Source organism: Gillisella vitis (assembly GCF_021559775.1).
GTDB classification, from domain to species: Bacteria; Pseudomonadota; Alphaproteobacteria; order Rhizobiales; family Rhizobiaceae; genus Allorhizobium; species Allorhizobium ampelinum.
Genome location: NZ_CP056047.1, coordinates 95352 through 112397, shown reverse-complemented (window position 1 = coordinate 112397; position 17046 = coordinate 95352). Strand labels below are relative to the sequence as shown.

14 protein-coding genes are annotated in these 17046 nt (G+C 57.1%); 1 reads left to right on the top strand and 13 read right to left on the bottom strand.

Annotated elements, in window-relative coordinates:
- Nucleotides 1–142 precede the first annotated feature (142 nt).
- From AVCG78_RS00530 to AVCG78_RS00470, 13 genes are all read right to left on the bottom strand, one after another.
- A complete protein-coding gene (locus tag AVCG78_RS00530) occupies nucleotides 143–1318 on the bottom strand; it encodes a GGDEF domain-containing protein (protein WP_071202654.1) in 1176 nt (391 codons plus the stop codon).
- Between the two features lie 210 nt (nucleotides 1319–1528).
- The gene (gene pyrC / locus AVCG78_RS00525; RefSeq protein WP_071202652.1) at nucleotides 1529–2581 is read right to left on the bottom strand and encodes a dihydroorotase; all 1053 of its coding nucleotides are present in this window, start codon (nucleotides 2579–2581) and stop codon (nucleotides 1529–1531) included.
- Between the two features lie 108 nt (nucleotides 2582–2689).
- On the bottom strand, nucleotides 2690–3778 hold the full coding sequence (locus AVCG78_RS00520; RefSeq protein WP_071202650.1) for a response regulator: 1089 nt from the start codon (nucleotides 3776–3778) through the stop codon (nucleotides 2690–2692).
- 108 nt (nucleotides 3779–3886) lie between these two features.
- Entirely contained in the window at nucleotides 3887–6142 is a 2256-nt protein-coding gene (locus tag AVCG78_RS00515) for an ATP-binding protein (RefSeq protein ID WP_071202648.1), read from the bottom strand.
- Complete coding sequence (locus tag AVCG78_RS00510; protein WP_071202646.1) at nucleotides 6142–6636, bottom strand: molybdopterin-dependent oxidoreductase; 495 nt, start codon at nucleotides 6634–6636, stop codon at nucleotides 6142–6144. The genes AVCG78_RS00515 and AVCG78_RS00510 overlap by 1 nt, the downstream gene beginning before the upstream one ends.
- Nucleotides 6633–7034: a response regulator gene (locus tag AVCG78_RS00505; protein ID WP_071202643.1), complete on the bottom strand. Its 402-nt coding sequence runs from the start codon at nucleotides 7032–7034 to the stop codon at nucleotides 6633–6635. The genes AVCG78_RS00510 and AVCG78_RS00505 overlap by 4 nt, the downstream gene beginning before the upstream one ends.
- A gap of 324 nt (nucleotides 7035–7358) precedes the next feature.
- A complete protein-coding gene (locus AVCG78_RS00500; protein ID WP_071202641.1) occupies nucleotides 7359–8099 on the bottom strand; it encodes a Crp/Fnr family transcriptional regulator in 741 nt (246 codons plus the stop codon).
- A gap of 335 nt (nucleotides 8100–8434) precedes the next feature.
- Entirely contained in the window at nucleotides 8435–9478 is a 1044-nt protein-coding gene (locus AVCG78_RS00495; protein ID WP_071202824.1) for a proline racemase family protein, read from the bottom strand.
- Nucleotides 9479–9585: 107 nt separating this feature from the next.
- Nucleotides 9586–10839: an alpha/beta hydrolase gene (locus AVCG78_RS00490; protein WP_071202639.1), complete on the bottom strand. Its 1254-nt coding sequence runs from the start codon at nucleotides 10837–10839 to the stop codon at nucleotides 9586–9588.
- A gap of 197 nt (nucleotides 10840–11036) precedes the next feature.
- Nucleotides 11037–12527, bottom strand: coding sequence for an acetyl-CoA hydrolase/transferase family protein (locus AVCG78_RS00485; protein ID WP_071202637.1), 1491 nt, complete (start codon nucleotides 12525–12527; stop codon nucleotides 11037–11039).
- Nucleotides 12528–13012: 485 nt separating this feature from the next.
- Nucleotides 13013–13498 carry a hypothetical protein gene (locus AVCG78_RS00480; protein WP_071202635.1) on the bottom strand — a complete coding sequence of 162 codons (486 nt, stop codon included), beginning with the start codon at nucleotides 13496–13498 and terminating at the stop codon, nucleotides 13013–13015.
- A 181-nt stretch (nucleotides 13499–13679) separates the two neighbouring features.
- On the bottom strand, nucleotides 13680–14972 hold the full coding sequence (locus AVCG78_RS00475) for an MFS transporter (RefSeq protein ID WP_071202634.1): 1293 nt from the start codon (nucleotides 14970–14972) through the stop codon (nucleotides 13680–13682).
- A 33-nt stretch (nucleotides 14973–15005) separates the two neighbouring features.
- Nucleotides 15006–15869: a LysR family transcriptional regulator gene (locus AVCG78_RS00470; protein WP_071202632.1), complete on the bottom strand. Its 864-nt coding sequence runs from the start codon at nucleotides 15867–15869 to the stop codon at nucleotides 15006–15008.
- Between the two features lie 181 nt (nucleotides 15870–16050).
- Between AVCG78_RS00470 and AVCG78_RS00465 the strand changes: the two genes are divergently transcribed.
- Entirely contained in the window at nucleotides 16051–17046 is a 996-nt protein-coding gene (locus tag AVCG78_RS00465) for a TRAP transporter substrate-binding protein (protein ID WP_071202630.1), read from the top strand.

The following is a 17046-nucleotide window of genomic DNA, read 5'->3' as shown; positions in this document are numbered from 1 at the left end:
CCATGCCCATAGCAGGAAGCTGGAAGGCAGGCCAGAGGATATATCCGGGGATAAGCGCGCGTCATTTACAATCGAACCGCCCTTTGTTTTTGGCGGTCTTTTGTCGTTTCGGGAAACTGGTTCTGCTTTTCCTGGACATCCTTTAGGCGCTGTCGGCTTCCACTGACAGGCCACTCTCCCAGTTTGCCACTGCCGTTTCTACCCGGTTGCGACCGAGCCGTTTGGCATTGTAAAGCGCATTGTCCGCCAGGTTGAGGATCTCATCGAAGGTCAGGCCGGATACCGTGCCATAGGCAATGCCGACACTGGTCGTTGCCACGAAACTGTCTCCATCCACCACGACTTCGCGATCCTGAAGCTGGCGCCGGATCCGCTCGCCGATCCACTCGGCCCGTCCTGGCGCAGCATTTTCCAGCACGGCGGCAAACTCTTCACCTCCCAGGCGGGTGACGCTGGAAAGACCGATGGCTGTTTTCAGTTCCGCAGCAATATTACGGATCACCTCGTCGCCCACAGCATGGCCATAGCGGTCATTGATCGCTTTGAAACGGTCGATGTCAAAAACCAACATCGCCATATCCTCGTGGAAGGTTTTGGTGCCATGTGCATTGAACAGAGCCCGGCGATTGCAAAGGCCTGTCAACGCATCGGTCATTGCCTCCAGCCGGTGCCGGGCAGTGATCCGGGCCTGATGCAGGGTCAGAGACAGGGCGCCGATACCACTCATGCCAGCAATGCAGACCGCCATATTGATATCTTCCACCCATCCGCTCGGTGCCACCGCCAGCCGCCACTCGCCACGCTGGATCAAAGCCAGGGCGCAGGCGAGGAAAGAGAGGCTGGTGGCGCCATAAAGCACGGTCATGCCGGAAAGTACGCCGGGCGATTCCGCCCGTCCAAGCCAGTATTGATGGGCAATTGCCAACATCACGATGGCGGTAGCGGTGTTGAACAGCATAAAGCCAATGCCGCCATATCCTGATAGGAAGGCCGCACTCAGCGCGATGACAGCAACGCAGGAGACACCGATCAGCGTCTTGAAGGGTATAATCCCTGTGCGAAACTGCCTGGCGGCGGCATAAAGGATGAAGAAACCGGTGATGATCGAGGACATGGCCAGCGCCCCCAGACCTCGTGAAGGGGTCGAAGTGAAAAGGCCATAGGCCAGAATTCCGACCATGGTGAGGGCAAGCCCGATAACCCAGCTGAGCAGGAAGGAGTTTTCCCGCCGCGCCATCCATGTTCCCAGGAAGGTGAAAAGGAGGCACAGCGTGGAAACGCCCAGGGCGAGAAGTAAAGAACTAAAATCCACCATCATGTCTACCCTGAAACGCGTGAGTATGGGGGGATAAGGTGGAACCCGGCGCCCCCAAGGAAAAATGAAATACCCCAGATCGCGTTTCTGCCCGGACCGAGTCCAGGAATAGGTCTCTATGCCAATATTCGCCTTAAAAAGCTTCGCGGAGGATAAATTTCAGTTTTCCTTACTCCATCATGACCGTCAACTTGATGGATGATCCGCATCGGGTCAAGCCTGTATTGCGGCCTCGACGTCCCAATGGATTGGAAACATCGGGTCGAAAACGGTGACCGGTCCAGCACCCGTTTCAATCTTTGCCGGAAAGGCGACCGGTGCGTCACGTCTGACGAGGGTTATCATCTCGTCGTTTGGTTGAAGCCCATACCAGGCCGGACCGTTGAGCGAGGCAAAGGCTTCCAACCGGTCGAGGGCCTCGTCCTCCTCAAACACATGAGCAAGGCAGCTCATTGTGTTGATGGACGTATAAATACCCGCGCAGCCGCAGCCGCATTCCTTCAAAGGATCGACATGCGGGGCTGAATCCGTGCCAAGGAAAAACCGGCTGTCACCGGAGGTCGCAGCGCGGCGCAAGGCAAGGCGATGGCTTTCGCGCTTGGCAACCGGCAGGCAATAATAATGCGGCCTGATGCCACCAACCAGAATGGCATTGCGGTTGATGATCAGATGATGGGTGGTAATCGAGCCAGCCAGATTGCTATCGGCACTGAGGATATAATCGATCCCGTCGGATGTGGTGACATGTTCCATCGTCACCTTCAACTCCGGCAGACGGCGGCGCAATGGATCCAGCACGGTGTCGATAAATACCGCCTCACGATCGAAAATATCCACCTCCGGCGTCGTGACTTCACCATGGACACAAAGCGGCAATCCGATTTTCGCCATCCGCTCCAGAACCGGCATCGCCTTGTCGAGATCGCGCACGCCGCCATGAGAATTGGTGGTGGCACCGGCTGGATAGAGCTTCACCGCGGTGATCAGTCCGGTTGTTTTGCCCTCCTCAACATCATCAGGGCTGGTCTGCTCCGTCAGATACAGGGTCATCAGTGGCTCGAAGCGATCGCCCTTCGGCACGGCGGCCAGAATGCGCTGCCGATAAGCCTCTGCATCCGCTGTCGTCACCACCGGCGGCACCAGGTTCGGCATGATGATGGCGCGGGCGAAGTGCCGGCTGGTATCGCCGATCACACCTTCCAGCATGGCGCCGTCGCGGAGATGTAGATGCCAGTCATCGGGGCGGCGAATGGTAAGCGAGCGCATGGCGGATCTCCGGCGAGTATCAGGCTTGGCGGCGCTGCAAACTGCTTGCGCCCTATATCCATGCTGGAAATACCATGTTCAGCGTTGGAGGCAAGCGCGGCAATGCCGTCAGGCGATTTTGTCCAACGGCAGGGCAGCGGCCTTTCTGGCTGCTTCCTCGGCCTGTTCACGCCGGTCGGCCTCAATAATCTCATGGATTGCCGGTAGCGCCCGTTCAAATGCGGCAACGCAGGCCGGGTCGAACTGACTTCCAGCCCGCGCCAACACATGCTCCACAGTCCGTTCATAGGACCAGGCAGGCTTATAGGGGCGCTCAGTGGTCAGGGCGTCGAAATTGTCGGCAATGCAGACGATCCGGCCGGACAGGGGAATGGCGTCGCCTGCCAGGCGGTTGGGATAGCCTTGCCCATCCCAGCGCTCATGGTGGCTGGCGGCGATTTCAGCGGCAAGCTGAAGCAGCGAGGAATGAGACTGGGCGAGAATGTCACTGCCGATCTGGGCATGAGACTGCATCTGGCGATATTCGGATTCGGTCAGCCGGCCCTGCTTGAGCAAGACCGTGTCGGGCATGGCGACCTTGCCGATGTCATGCATCGGCGCTGCCAGCTTCAGATCGGTGCAGAACTGCTCTGGCAATCCCATTTCGTGGGCGATGGCCTGCGCATAGGCGGCAACCCGCAAGGTATGGCGCGACGTATCCGGGTCCTTGTAGCCGGCTGCCAGCGTCAGGCGTTCAATGATTTCCTGTTCGCGCTGCCGCAACTCGCCCACGGCCCTGTCCACTTCGCGTCGCAGCCATTCGGCCTGGTCCGCCAGCTGACGACGGGCAATCGACAGGCTGACGATATTGTGGATGCGGGCCTGGAATTCGATCGGGTTAACCGGCTTGGTCAGGAAGTCGATAGCCCCGGCATTCAACGCGGCCATCCGCGTTGTCATATCCTTGTCGGCGGTGATGAATACCACCGGCACCTGGGCATATTTCTCGAATCGCACAATCTCCGTGTAAAGCTCGACGCCATTATACACCGGCATCTGGTAATCGATGATGGCAACATCGAAATCCAGCTCCGGCAGCGCGGAGAGCACCTCCTCCGGGGTTGAAAAGGCCACGGGTTCGCAGTGGTCGATTTTCTTGACCAGGCGGGTCAGCAGTTTCAAATTGGTATTGTTATCATCAACCAGCAATATGCGCATTATAGCCTCCGCGACCGTCAGGCCACCTGTTTCAATTGTCTGCGGGGTTCAATGCGCCCCGTAGGTTTCCCCAAGCGCTCCCTCAGGGGTTGGAATGGTTCCGCCGTTTCAGGCTCCTACCAGTTTGAGCTTCATCAAATCCACCTCTTGCGTCAACCTGTGAACGGCATCCGGCGTCGGCTGCTGCACTCTTAACGCATGGGCAAAGCCTGCAATATCGTTCAAACCAACATTGACGGCAGCCCCCTTGATCGTGTGGAGCACGCGATCGATTTCGCGGGGATTGCGCTGGGCCATGGCATTGTGCAATTCGCCAAGCAGCTGGGCGGCATCGTCAAAGAACGATTCGATCAGTTCCTGGTAGATCTCTTCGCCCAGAGCCTCGACCAGTTCATCATGGCGGGCCTCGTCAAGCCCGTTAATCTCGTCAAGATGCTGTTGCAGCGTCAGTGGGCTATGGTCCAACACACTGTCTTGCTGAGGCTTGGTCTCAACTGGCTCCTCACCCGAGGCCTGTTCGCGGTCCACCGGTGCAAAACTCAGAATGAGGTCGCGCAGGCGGTTCATGGTCACGGGTTTGGATTCGAATCCCACCATGCCGGCAGCGCGGCACCGACGACGATCATCGTCAGAAGCATTTGCGGTCATGGCAACAATCGGCGTCAAGGCGGAAGCCCCGCCGCGCTCGATGATATGACGGGTTGCCTCGATACCGTCCATGACCGGCATTTGCATATCCATCAGGATCATGTCGAAGACTTCCCGCTCGGTGCGGGCGACCGCCTGGGCACCATCGCCAGCCACAACCACATCCTGACCGAGTTTCGACAGGAAACGGCTGGCAACCTGCTGGTTGACCCGGTTATCCTCCACCAGTAGGATCTTCAGACGAGGCAAATCCGCGCTGCTGTGGCGGGCATTCTGGCGGACATCGTCCTTTCCGGCTGCCATAACCGGCAGTTCGAACCAGAAGATGCTGCCAACCCCCACCGTGCTGCTCATGCCCAGTTCGCCGCCAAGCTTCTCGACAATCTGCTTGCAGATTGTCAGTCCAAGCCCGGTGCCGCCATATTTGCGGCTGATGCTGGCATCGACCTGCGAAAATGGCTTGAACAATTTGGCAAGCCCGGTCTCATCGATGCCGATGCCGGTATCTTCCACCTCAAACCGCAACATCAACGCGCTGCCGCGATAGAATTCGCGCAGCCGCAGTGTCACCACGCCGTTCTGGGTGAATTTGATGGCATTGCTGAGCAGATTGAGTAGAACCTGGCGCAGGCGGGTGGGATCGGTGCGCACATAGAGCGCATCGAGAGACACCGGAATATCCAGCACTAGCTGGTTGTCCTGATCGTCAGAGCGGCCCTGCATGATGCTGATGGTATTTTCAGCCAGGCTGGAAATATCGACGGCGCGTTCTTCCAGCTCCAGCTTGCCATGCTCGATCTTCGAGTAATCCAGGATCTCGTTGATCACTTCCAGCAGCGCTTCGCCAGACGAGCGGATGGTCTTGACGCTTTGCAGGGCATCAGACGGCAGCTGCGAATATTCCAGCAATTCGGCCATGCCCAGGATGGCATTGAGCGGTGTGCGGATTTCATGGCCCATGGTGGCCATGAACTGGGATTTGGCCCGGTTGCCGGAATCGGCAGCCTCGTAAGCATCCGACAGTTCCCTGGTCATGGTTTCCAGGCGGCGGCTGGTCTCGCGGACCGACTTGAGCTGGCGGTGTAACGTGACGACGAGAAAGATTACCGACGCCATCAACAGACCGAGCATAATTGCCGAGGTCTTTTCCATCTCGAACATGGCGCTGCGGATGGTGGAGCGTTGGCTGCCAACGTAGGAATTGGTGTAGATCAACAGGTCGTTGGTTTGCGCGCACAAGACATCCAGGTCCTGCTTAACCTCTTTAATCTGTTGAGTGTCCGGTACAACGCCGGTTTGAAATCCATCCAAAACCGGTTCTATTTTCCGGATGATGTCGCCGATGCTTTGCAAATGGCCTGATATCGTCGTGTCACTGTTGAAATAGCTACCGAATTTGGAATCATTGACCAGGTTGATCCGGGACAGGAGGATATCGTAGCGCATAGACACTTGCGCGATTGCCTTCTCGTCGCTGGCACCCTGGTTGCTGGCTTCCACCAGGACATAATCGAGGGCGCGCGCTTCCCGGTCCAATTGGTAGATCGACCAGACTGCGTTTTCCCGGATATCGTCAAACAGCAGGCGATAGCGGTCCGATACATCCTTGAACAGCAGAAGAAATGTCAGCAGCAAGACACCCGACAGGATCAACAGGATCATGGTCGTCTTTGGCTGCGTTTGACGTTTTTGCGCTGTGGCTGGAGCGAGCAGCATCACCGAACCTCGAGCGATTTGATCTGCCAAACGGAGCGCGCGAAATAGGTTTCCGTATAGAGACTGCTGTCCTCGTCGAACGGATAGATCACCATCATCGGGCCCTTGTCACGCACCGGCATGGTTTCACCGTCCATGCGTGTGGCAAGGATAATGTTGAGCCCGGTTACATCTTCTGGCGGAATGACTGCCGAATAGTCATTGAGCGCCCGTACCGTGACAGCTCCCCGTCCAGCGCCCGCGGCATCCAGAACAGCGCGCAGCAAGGGGCCGGAATAGGTGGCCGGCTTTTTCGTCCATGGGGTCTCAAGCGTCACGGTCCGTCCTGGCAAGGCGTCCAGCATGGCGAGATCGAAAATGGCCTTGTCGCCGCTGTTGGAGTGGGAAAGCTTGCCTTCGACAGTCAGGATGACGGCACCCTTGGGCTTGTCGAGCGCCTCGGCGCGCGGTACCAAGGCAAAAAGCAGGGCGATGGCGAGGACATATCCTTTCATCGGACCACAGCGCCCCGCGCTTCACCCGCAACGCTGCCGCCACGGTAATTGGCGATCAACTGGCGGAAGGCCAGGGCTTCAACCGGCTTGGTCAAAAAGTCGGTAATGCCGACCTGACGGGCGGCCTGGCGCAGTCCCGGCTCATTGTCGGCGGTGACCATAATGATCGGCACCTGGTCATAACGGCCGAGCTGGCGGAGCGTGGTGACAAATTGCAAACCGCTCATACCCGGCAGGATCTGATCGACGATCAACAGATTGAACAGTGTTTGATGACACAGAACCAGCGCCTCATTGGCATCGGCCTGCACGATGATTTCATCATCGGCGACCTTGCGTGCCAGATGTTTCAGGATCATCGCGTTGGTGGCATTGTCTTCAACGATCAGAATGCTCATGGTTTCCTCCGTTGAGGGTTTTCGCTGGGACAGCAGACCTGATGACAACACATCCGCAACGGTCGGGCGGACTGTCGCATTCGGGCAGCATCATGTCAGGATTGCATTTTCCATGCTGGACCTTGCGGGGAGCAGTCTGCATCATGCAGAACCAAGTCAGCGCTCCAAGTCTCAGCGATTACCCTTGCTTGTAGCAGGGGCACACTGAAATTGACTAAAGCAATAAGCTAAAATTTTAGTTTTTCTTGTTTTAGGGCAATTGGCGAGATCCATGAGGGACCGTCGCCTTGAATTTCGACCTAAACTATTGGGAAAAATAACAATTCATGCAAAATCGAATTGCGACAGGCGCCGCAATAACTCATGGGGTTGACGGATGACAATCGCATTACGGTTGCGTTCGATCACCCCATCCTGCACCAGACGCGACATCTCGCGTGAGACGGTTTCGCGGCGTGCGCCAACATGTTCGGCTAAAGCCGCGTGAATGATAACCGGAGAGATCGTGCGCTGCTGAGGCTTGTCCTCAGAAGGTTTCGACAATCGTAGCAAGGTTGTGTAAAGGCGGTGCCGGACATCGAGATAGGAAAACTCGCATATTCTGGCATGCAGGACGTGCATGCGCTGGACCAATACGGACAGAAGGCTCAGACAGACGGTGTGTTTTTGAGCGATAATGTCATTGAAGACGTCCACTGGCATTCGAACCAGCGTCGCATCGGTGGTGGCCATCAGACAGAGATTATAGCCTTCAGGGCGTATCGCATCCATTTCTGCCATGGTGCCGCCGGGGCCGATCATATCCAGAAATAACTCCTTTCCGGCTGAAACACGCAACGTGGCACGCAGAGCGCCGGATAGGACGACGAGCACAATTTCGGGTCTTATGCCATAATCGAGGACAATCGTGCCACCCGAAACGCTCTCAACGGTGCAGAGCTGCGACCATGCCCTATCTTCTTCCGGTGTCAGGCTGGCGAAAATATCCGCCTTGGCCAGAAACATGCCCGTATCTGTCATGTCCATATCTGCCATGCCAGTATCAGCAGTGTCTTGCGATGTCATTGCGTCCCCTTGCCGAAAGCATCATGCGCTTTGCCAATCGTCCGAAATTTGCTTTGCCACGGTGTGGCATCGTGTCCAAAACCGGTTGCTGCTGCTCTGCCCAAAACCCTAGACTTACAAAGCTTGCCTTAGGAAAATTGCCACCCGGCTTTCCTGAAAAGACAAACGAAAACAAAAGAGATGACACGATAGCCAGTTCCGTATGAAGCTGGCACACTGTAGTACGGTGCATTCAACACACTTGACAACCTTAAGAATAGATGGGTTTGTGACGCTCCCTCACGTTTTAAGATTCCCGATGTCGGGAGGCCCCCAGCCGGGCGCCATCACAGCTCTTAAATCTTGATGGTTTCGGCCGCAGCACCCCAGACATCCGTCAACACAAACCCACCCCCCAGTGGATCGAAGGCATCCAGGGCAACCTGGTGGATGCCATAGGTAAAGCCGCGCCCGGTAATGGTGGGAATGACGGCGGGGCGCCCGGCAACAGTTGTCAGGCCTTGCAGACCGACCGTGAACTGCGAACCGATGATCGAGCGCGACAGAAAGCTGTCCCCCGGCTTGACCCGGCCACGCGCATGCAATGTGGCGAGATTGGCCGAATTTCCTGTGCCACAAGGCGAACGGTCCACTCGGCCCGGCCACATGGTGGTGCAGGTCCGCACAGCGCCGTCTGGGTCTTCATCACGAAACATCACATAGGCGACGCCGGAGATGGCCGGAATATCTGGATGGACGACCTGTATGCGCTGATTAATTTCGCTCTTCAGCAGCATGCCCGCCTCCACCAGGCGGCGGGCATTGCCCGGTTCGATGGTCAGTCCGAGTTGGCGGACATCCACAAGCGCATAAAACACGCCGCCATAGGCGAGATCGAAGCGAATCTCGCCCCAACTCTCCGTGGCAATCTGCGCGTCCAGTTCGTGAACGAAGGATGGCACCATGGTCAAGGTGACGCTGTCGCAATGCCCCTCTTTGCATTGAGCCACAGCCTTGACCAGCCCGGCGGCGGTTTCCAGCATCACCACCGTTTCCGGTTCCTGCATCTCGATCATGCCGCTTTCAAGCAGGGCCGTGGTGACGCAGATCGAGTTGGAGCCGGAACTGGCATGGGCCTGATCCGGCTGAAGGATGATGAAGGCGGCATCCGCTCGGCTGTCCTTGGCCGGCAGCAGCAGATTGACCGAGCCGATTGGCGCACCGCGTGGCTCCAATACCAGAAAATGCCGCAGCTCCCGGCCCTTCGGGTCCGTATTCAGCCAATGCAACTGATCCGCCACCGTATCACCGGGAATTTTCGGAACCCCACCAATCGCCACTTTGCCGATTTCGCCTTCGCAATGCACATCGAGCAATTGCATCATCCGCTTCCATCTCATCGCGGCATCCTCCGGTTCGTGGCTGATCAGTTCCTCAAGCAAAAGGCGATCTACTGCATAATTCCTGAAACCGAAATCGATTCAAGGTGGTAATTATAGAGCAGAGATCACCGTGGCACTGTGTCACCGACAGAGTTAACCGTCGAGCCAGCGCTTTCGCCAAGCTTTTTCAGCTGATCACCATAGTTTCGGCGGGTCCGTGGGTCGAAGATCATGATCGGCGCACTGATTGCGGTGCTGGCGGCCTGGCCGATCGTGTTGGTGGCGCCGATAGTGACGGCACCGAGGGCTTCGCCGACACCGACCTGCGAATCCGTGACGGTCTGTCCGGCAATCAACCGTCCACCAATCAGCCGCACCACTTCCGGGCTTTCCGCGAATTTGCCGTGGTTCAGCCTATCACCCGTTTTCAGCTTGGTCAGATCGAGAACGGTGATACCAGCCTTTTCGAGCACGCTTCGATACGGTTCATTGGCCGGATTGATCTGTCCCAGCCGGTCGACATTGCCGGAAATGCGCCGGGAAATACTCAGCGCCCGGTCATCCTGCGAAACGAACAGCGTGAAATGTGGCGGCTTTGGCCCCAGGGCCTGAAACTGCTTGCCGAACACATCAACATCCAGATCTGGAGAGGCAAGAATGACATTGGTAATCTTGGCATTGACCCCGCCATGGCGGATGGCCATTTGCCGCAGCGCTTCAACAGCAAGCCACGACCCCATCGAATGCGCCATGACGGTCACATCTGAAACCTGTGGGTCGCTGGTCATGCGGGTCAGCATCTCTTCCAGGGCATCGCGGGAATAATTGGTGCTTTCCTTGTCGTAATTATAGTCGAAAATACTGGCGCGAGACGGCCAGGTAAACACCATTGGCACCACATCCGTGCCTGAATCGTGAACGATCTGGGCAAAGCGATAGACGGAATCCTCGTAGGTATTATTGAACCCGTGCACGAATAGCAGCACGCGGTGCTTGCCCTTTGCGTGGGTGTTCAGCCAGGCCCGGCGCTGCTGGTCGGTCTGAATGGGCTGGACGGCAACGGTCGTGAAGTCCTTGCGCGGATCCGGCGGCAGCTTCTTTGGCCATTGAACCTCGCCGATCTTGCGGTTTGCGGCGGGAGGAATCGAAATGGTGACGGCATCGATCAACAGACCCGTTCCGCGCTCGCCGCTGAACAGGATCGATTTATCTTCGGAGGGGGCGCGGGTCGTCGCAGCCAGGAGATTGACCTCGCTGGCATTGGCGGCCTTAACCGCGCCGACCGGCTTCATCACGCCCACCGCCCGCGACGCGCAGCCCACCAACAGCACGCCGAGCATGATAATAGCGAGGGGCCGGGCCGCCGAGCGCATGGACATGGAGAGACCACGCCGCCTTGAGCGGCGGGGTGGAGCTGTGATGTTCTGCTTTTCAGAAAGAGATGGGGCGGATCGGTCGGCATGCGGCTTGATCATTGTCGGGTCCGGTCTATATCCGTCCCGGGTCAGCATCATGCAGCCCGGCTCTGGTGTCGAAACCGGTTTATCGTCATTAGACGCTTGATACCAGTCAAATTTTATCGGCGCATGGTTCCTGTCTCACGCATCGATTGATGCCAGGAAAACGCCTCTTCGAGAATGTGAGGCGTATGACCGCCCCGCGCGAGCGCCCTCTGATAATAATCGGCAAGCTGGTCGCGGTAATCGGGATGCACGCAATTGTCGATCACCAGCCGCGCCCTTTCGCGCGGCGCCAGGCCCCGCAGATCGGCAAGCCCCTGTTCGGTGATGAGAATATCGACGTCGTGTTCGGTGTGATCGACATGGCTGACCATGGGAACGACAGAGGAAATCGCCCCATTCTTGGCAATCGACTTGGTGACGAAAATCGACAGATAGGCATTGCGGGCAAAATCGCCCGAACCACCGATGCCGTTCATCATCTGTGTGCCGCCGACATGGGTGGAATTCACATTGCCGTAGAGGTCGAATTCAAGCGCCGTATTGATGCAGATCAGCCCCAGCCGCCGAATGACTTCCGGATGATTGCTAATTTCCTGCGGGCGTAGCACGAGGTGATGCTTGTATTCAGCCAGTTTTGGCAGGACCTTCTGATACATCTCCGCCGACAATGTAATGGACGAGGCAGAGGCAAAAGTCATCTTGCCGGCATCGATCAATTCAAAGGTCGAATCCTGCAAGACCTCCGAATACATCTTCAAGTCATGGAACGGTGTATCGATAAAGCCATGCAGGACAGCATTGGCAATGGTGCCGATCCCGGCCTGCAACGGCTGGAGATCGTAGCCCATCCGGCCTTGGCGGACTTCGCCGAGCAAAAGCTCGATCAGGTGAGCGGCAATGGCCTTGGTATCTTCGTCCGGTGGCTGAATGGGGGCCGAGCTGTCATGTTTTTCAGAGACGACAATGGCGACAATTTTTTCAGGAGGAATGGAGATATAGGGCAGCCCGACACGGCTTTCCGGCGTCACAACGGGGATCGGCATGCGGGCCGGGCGACGCGACGGGATATAGATGTCGTGCAGACCTTCAAGCGTGATCGGCTGCGACAGGTTCAGCTCGATAATCACCTTCTTGGCGAGAATGGCAAAACTGGCAGAATTGCCAACCGATGTGGTCGGCACAATGCCACCATGCTCAGTAATGGCCACCGCCTCAATGATGGCAATATCGACCGGCGCGATCTGACCGGTGCGCAATTGCTCCACCGTTTCCGAAAGATGCTGATCTATGAACATCACCTCACCGGCATTGATCGCCTTGCGCAGCGCCGGGTCCGCCTGGAATGGCATACGCCGCGACACGACATGGGCCTCGACAAGCGTCTTATCGAGATCATTGCCCAGCGACGCACCGGTCATCAGCGTGATCTTCAAAGGATGCTTGCGAGCCCGCTCCGCCAGCGCCATCGGCACCGCCTTGGCTTCACCGGCGCGGGTAAAGCCGCTCATGCCGATGGTCATGCCGTCTTCTATCATGGCGGCGGCCTCGTCGGCCGTGACCAGCTTGTCCATCAGAGGCCTGTAGCGAATACGATCACGCAGCATCGGAAATCCATCTCCTCTATCGTCAGGCCTGTCCGGAAGGGATACTTCAGCCCACGCCAACGCTTTTCGCCCGGTCAGGCTTAATCACGTCAATTGTAACATCTTGTGTTGTTTTCATAATTTACCCCCATGGCACCAAACTCACCGGTGAATACTGGAGTAATGTCGGCGCGATAAAACGCGATTGCCGGGTGGTCGGCATTGACATATCTCAAGTGGGGACATTGCGCGCGGCGCGGTGCTTGCGCTATCAAACGTTGCCATCCATGCAAGATGGCGAGCGTCCGGACGGACGACTTAGCGTATAGGTATAAAGACCAGAATACTGTCGTTAGAGCATTTCCAGCAAAAGTGCTTAGCGGTTTGCGTCCGGAAATGCGTCAAACAAAGGGTCAGAGTATTGATGCGTTTCCTGAAAACACGGAAATGCTCTTAGGGCGCACGTTAACGTAACGGCGTATGGGCCTTAAGGCGGGCCTATGGGATCAGACGTTAATCGAAGGTGCCGAGGTCGAGATGGTCGATGATGCAGACGATGTCCCGGCAGCAATGGGCGAGGATGTCGCATTGCTTCCACTGGCGGCGAAGCCGCTGTCAGTCTTGGCGGATTTGGCTCCCGGTTGGTTTTTCGAGCTATCGCCGACATCAGGCAACGCCGTCTCCGTCGTCTCTGCCATCCGATCATAAGCGTCCTGCGCCTGGGGAAGCGGGACATCCGGGAAGACCCGGCCCGCATCCAGAAGGGCAAACAACACGAGAGCGGGAGGCCGCACAACGTTCAGAATGACCTTATCCAGAACATTGTCACCATTTTGCGCATCCAAGGCCAGATTATAGGTCTCCCGTTCGGCAAGACTTAAGGTCTCCGGCAAAACGGCTCCTTCCTGCAATGGGCTGGCCTGAAAAGGACTGGCCGTATCTTCTTTTGCCGCACCCGCAGAAGGAACCGAGGTGTTAAGTTGAACAATCATACTTGATCCTCACACTCTATCCGGGAGGAATTTATCATGGCCAAGTATGCATTCAGCTAAATCAATGATTCGATTTTTATCAACCGACCTATTTGAAACGGAGAGCCTCTGGATCTTTTTGTTGCCATTTGTCCTTTCAGGAAAACCAGCCTCTCCTTTTCCCTGACAATGGCTCCTCGTCTCAACGGGCTGCCGAGAGCGCCGAGCGACCAGTTTTCTCCAGAGTAATCGCCAGGATAGAGGCCAGCAGGCAGAAAGCTCCGGCGATGAAGAAAGCGGGCAGATAGCTCTGCAACTGCGTGCGTGACAGACCGGCACCATAGGCAGCCGTTGCAGCGCCGAGTTGGTGGCCGGTAAAGACCCAGCCGAAAACGATCCCTGCTTTTTCACGACCGAAGCGGTCGGCGGCGATCTTTACGGTGGGAGGCACGGTGGCGATCCAGTCCAGGCCGTAGAAGACCGCAAAGATCGATAGCCCGTAGAAGCTGAAATCGCTGAACGGCAGGAAGAGCAAAGACAAGCCGCGAAGGCCATAATACCAGAAGAGCAACCAACGATTGTCGAAGCGGTCGGAGAGCCAACCGGAACCGATCGTTCCGAAGAAGTCAAAAATGCCCATCACCGCAAGGACGCTGGCGGCAGCCACCGGCAGAATGCCGAAATCGCCGCAGAGCGTGACGAAATGCGTCTGGATCAGGCCATTGGTGCTCAGACCGCAGATGAAGAACGTCGCAAAAAGAATCCAGAAGGTGGATGTCTTTGAAACCTCCCTGAGCACGGAAACAGGTGTTGCCAGCATTGTCAGCAGGCCACCGGCTTGCTGAGGTGGCGGCATCACCTGTTCCTCGCCGAAAGAGGGAAGGTTGAGATCGGAGGGACGGTCACGCATAACCGCCAGCACGACGAGTGCAGCCAGCAGGATCATGCCGCAGACGAAAAAGACTGTCATTCTCCAGCCGTAGCTTTCCGTCAATTGCGCCATCAGCGGCAGGAAAACCAATTGGCCGGTGGCCGAGCTTGCCGAGAGCATCCCAACGACAAGGCCGCGATGCCTGGTGAACCAGCGGGCCGAAACGGTGGCGGCGAGCACCATGGCTGTCAGGCCTGTACCGAGGCCGACGACTACGCCCCAAAGCACCAGAAGCTGCCAGATCTCCGTCATGAACAAGGACCCAATGAAGCCGCTGGAAATCAGGATCATCGCGAAGACGATGACTTTCCGGACGCCGAAATAATTCATGAACGCTGCCGAGAACGGCCCCATCAGGCCAAACAGCACCAGCCGCACGGCAAGCGCCGAAGAAATCTGCGAGGTTTCCCAGCCAAACTCATCCTGAAGTGGCTTGATGAGCACGCCTGGGGCGCCCATGGCACCTGCCGTGACCAGCATGGTGAGGAAGGTTGCCGCGACGACGATCCAGCCATAGTGGATGTTGCGCCGTGCCAGCATGGAGGCAAGTGCATTGGAGATCATGGGGCTGTTCCAAGGTGACACAGGTTCAAGGCATTATGCGGTAGAAAGAGAATGCTGGAATTCTGCACGCAGGAACGTCGCCAATTGCCTGACTGGCAGGCGCGGTTGTTGGGGCAGAACCATTGCCAGCCGCAAGATCGGCAGTTCCGGCAGGCCATCATCACCCCCCAGCTTGCGCCAGTTCGCAGGCACTGCCGTCTCCGGCAGGACCGTCAACAGGTCTCCCGAATGAACCGCCAGCTGAATTCCAGCGATGTCCGATGACGAATAGACAATCCGCCAACGGCGATCCGCACGATCAAGCGCTGCCAGAACCTGTGGCCGGGACCGGCAGCCGTCCGGAAAAAGCGCCAGTTGAATGGTACTGCTGTGTTCCGGGTAACGGTTTGGCGCCGCGCACCAAACCTGCCGTTCCAGGCGGATCAACTCCCCCTTAGGCTCTGCCGGACTTTGCGTGATGATGGCAATATCCAGCTCCCGGCTTTCAACCATGCCTTCCAGATGGTGAGAGAAATCATATTGCAGGTCCAGATTGACCTTGGGATGCTGTGGCGCAAAACGCTGCATCAGCGCCGTGCCGAACAGCGTCAGGTAGTCATCGGGCATGCCGAGCCGGACGCGGCTTTCATTGCGGCCTTCAAGCAGCGTGGCCAGGGCTTCATCCTCGATTGCCCTTATGCGCCGCGCATAGCCAAGCAATCTTTCCCCGATCGGCGTCAAGGTGACCCGGCGATGCCCGCGATCGAACAACCGCAGATCAAGACGCTCTTCCCATTTGCCGATCGCCATGCTGACCGCGGCCTGCGTGCGTCCCAGCCGTTCTGCCGCCGCCGTGAAACTGCCCGTCTCGGCAACAGCTACAAAGCTTGCCAGTGCGTCGCTATCGAGATTGCGCATTCTGCTCCGCCATTGACCAATCGACCGTCGAAACGCTTCCTATCTCCCAAGGTGCAACCGTTTCAGAAAACGGCTGCTATCAGCGGCGCTTATGCATCAATAATAAAATTGTCATTTTCAGCCGCGCAATGACAATTATTCTCATGCTGCGTCAACACAAGAAGAACGTAAAGGGGAATTCATGTTCACTCTCAACAAAAGCAGCCGGCTGCCGGCCATCATGCTCGGCACCGTACTTGGTCTTTCCAGCCTTTGGTCCAGCACCGCCAATGCTGAAACAACATTGCGGCTGGCGCATGCTTCGGCGCCTGAAAGCCTGATCAACGAAGCAGTTCAAAAATTCGCAACAGAAGTTGGGGAGAACACCAAGGGTTCGGTCAAGGTTCAGATCTTCCCGAATGCCCAGCTTGGTGACGAAGGCCCAATCGCCGATGGCGTCGGTGCGGGTTCAATCGATATCGGTCTTGGCGGTGCGGTCGATGCCATCGATCCGCGCCTTAACGTGCTGTCGCTGCCGTTTCTGTTCAAGGACGCATCAAATGTTCACGCATTTCTTGATGGCGAACAAGGCCAGAAGATCCAACGCCTCGGCGAGGAGCGTGGCTATGTGATGCTCGGCGTGCTCGACTCCGGCTTTCGTCAGTTTGCCACCAGCAAGCCCATTGAAAAGCCTGCGGATCTGGCTGGCGTAAAAATTCGCACGCCTCCCAATCCGGTCATTCTCGCCACCATGAAGCAGCTTGGCGCCTTGGCGGAATCCATTCCTTTCGGTCAGGTCTATACAGCGCTGCAATCGCATGTCGTTGCGGCCGTCGAGCCTGAAATGCGCGATTACTGGGACTCCAAATGGTATGAAGTCGCCAAGGACCTGTCGATCTCCAATTATATCTGGACCGCCAACTGGTGGTACATGAACAAGGACAAGCTGGATTCGCTGACGCCTGACGAACAGGCCGCCGTGAAGAAGGCCGCGACAGACACCGTCGTCTGGTATCGGAGCGCCTTGGACAAGGCCTATGCCGACACCCAGAAGAAGCTCGAGGGCAAGGGTGTGAAGGTGACGAAAGTCGATACCGCACCGTTTGTCGCGCTGGTCTCGCCGGTCTACGAGCAGTTCTCGAAAGAATGGGGCAGTGATCTCGTGTCGGCAGTGAAACAAGCCGCAAGCGCGAACTGA

Coding starts and splice junctions, on each gene's coding strand:
- AVCG78_RS00530 (WP_071202654.1), bottom strand. CDS start 1,318: ATGATGGTGGATTTTAGTTCTTTACTTCTCGCCCTGGGCGTTTCCACG.
- pyrC (WP_071202652.1), bottom strand. CDS start 2,581: ATGCGCTCGCTTACCATTCGCCGCCCCGATGACTGGCATCTACATCTC.
- AVCG78_RS00520 (WP_071202650.1), bottom strand. CDS start 3,778: ATGCGCATATTGCTGGTTGATGATAACAATACCAATTTGAAACTGCTG.
- AVCG78_RS00515 (WP_071202648.1), bottom strand. CDS start 6,142: ATGCTGCTCGCTCCAGCCACAGCGCAAAAACGTCAAACGCAGCCAAAG.
- AVCG78_RS00510 (WP_071202646.1), bottom strand. CDS start 6,636: ATGAAAGGATATGTCCTCGCCATCGCCCTGCTTTTTGCCTTGGTACCG.
- AVCG78_RS00505 (WP_071202643.1), bottom strand. CDS start 7,034: ATGAGCATTCTGATCGTTGAAGACAATGCCACCAACGCGATGATCCTG.
- AVCG78_RS00500 (WP_071202641.1), bottom strand. CDS start 8,099: ATGACATCGCAAGACACTGCTGATACTGGCATGGCAGATATGGACATG.
- AVCG78_RS00495 (WP_071202824.1), bottom strand. CDS start 9,478: ATGAGATGGAAGCGGATGATGCAATTGCTCGATGTGCATTGCGAAGGC.
- AVCG78_RS00490 (WP_071202639.1), bottom strand. CDS start 10,839: ATGTCCATGCGCTCGGCGGCCCGGCCCCTCGCTATTATCATGCTCGGC.
- AVCG78_RS00485 (WP_071202637.1), bottom strand. CDS start 12,527: ATGCTGCGTGATCGTATTCGCTACAGGCCTCTGATGGACAAGCTGGTC.
- AVCG78_RS00480 (WP_071202635.1), bottom strand. CDS start 13,498: ATGATTGTTCAACTTAACACCTCGGTTCCTTCTGCGGGTGCGGCAAAA.
- AVCG78_RS00475 (WP_071202634.1), bottom strand. CDS start 14,972: ATGATCTCCAATGCACTTGCCTCCATGCTGGCACGGCGCAACATCCAC.
- AVCG78_RS00470 (WP_071202632.1), bottom strand. CDS start 15,869: ATGCGCAATCTCGATAGCGACGCACTGGCAAGCTTTGTAGCTGTTGCC.
- AVCG78_RS00465 (WP_071202630.1), top strand. CDS start 16,051: ATGTTCACTCTCAACAAAAGCAGCCGGCTGCCGGCCATCATGCTCGGC.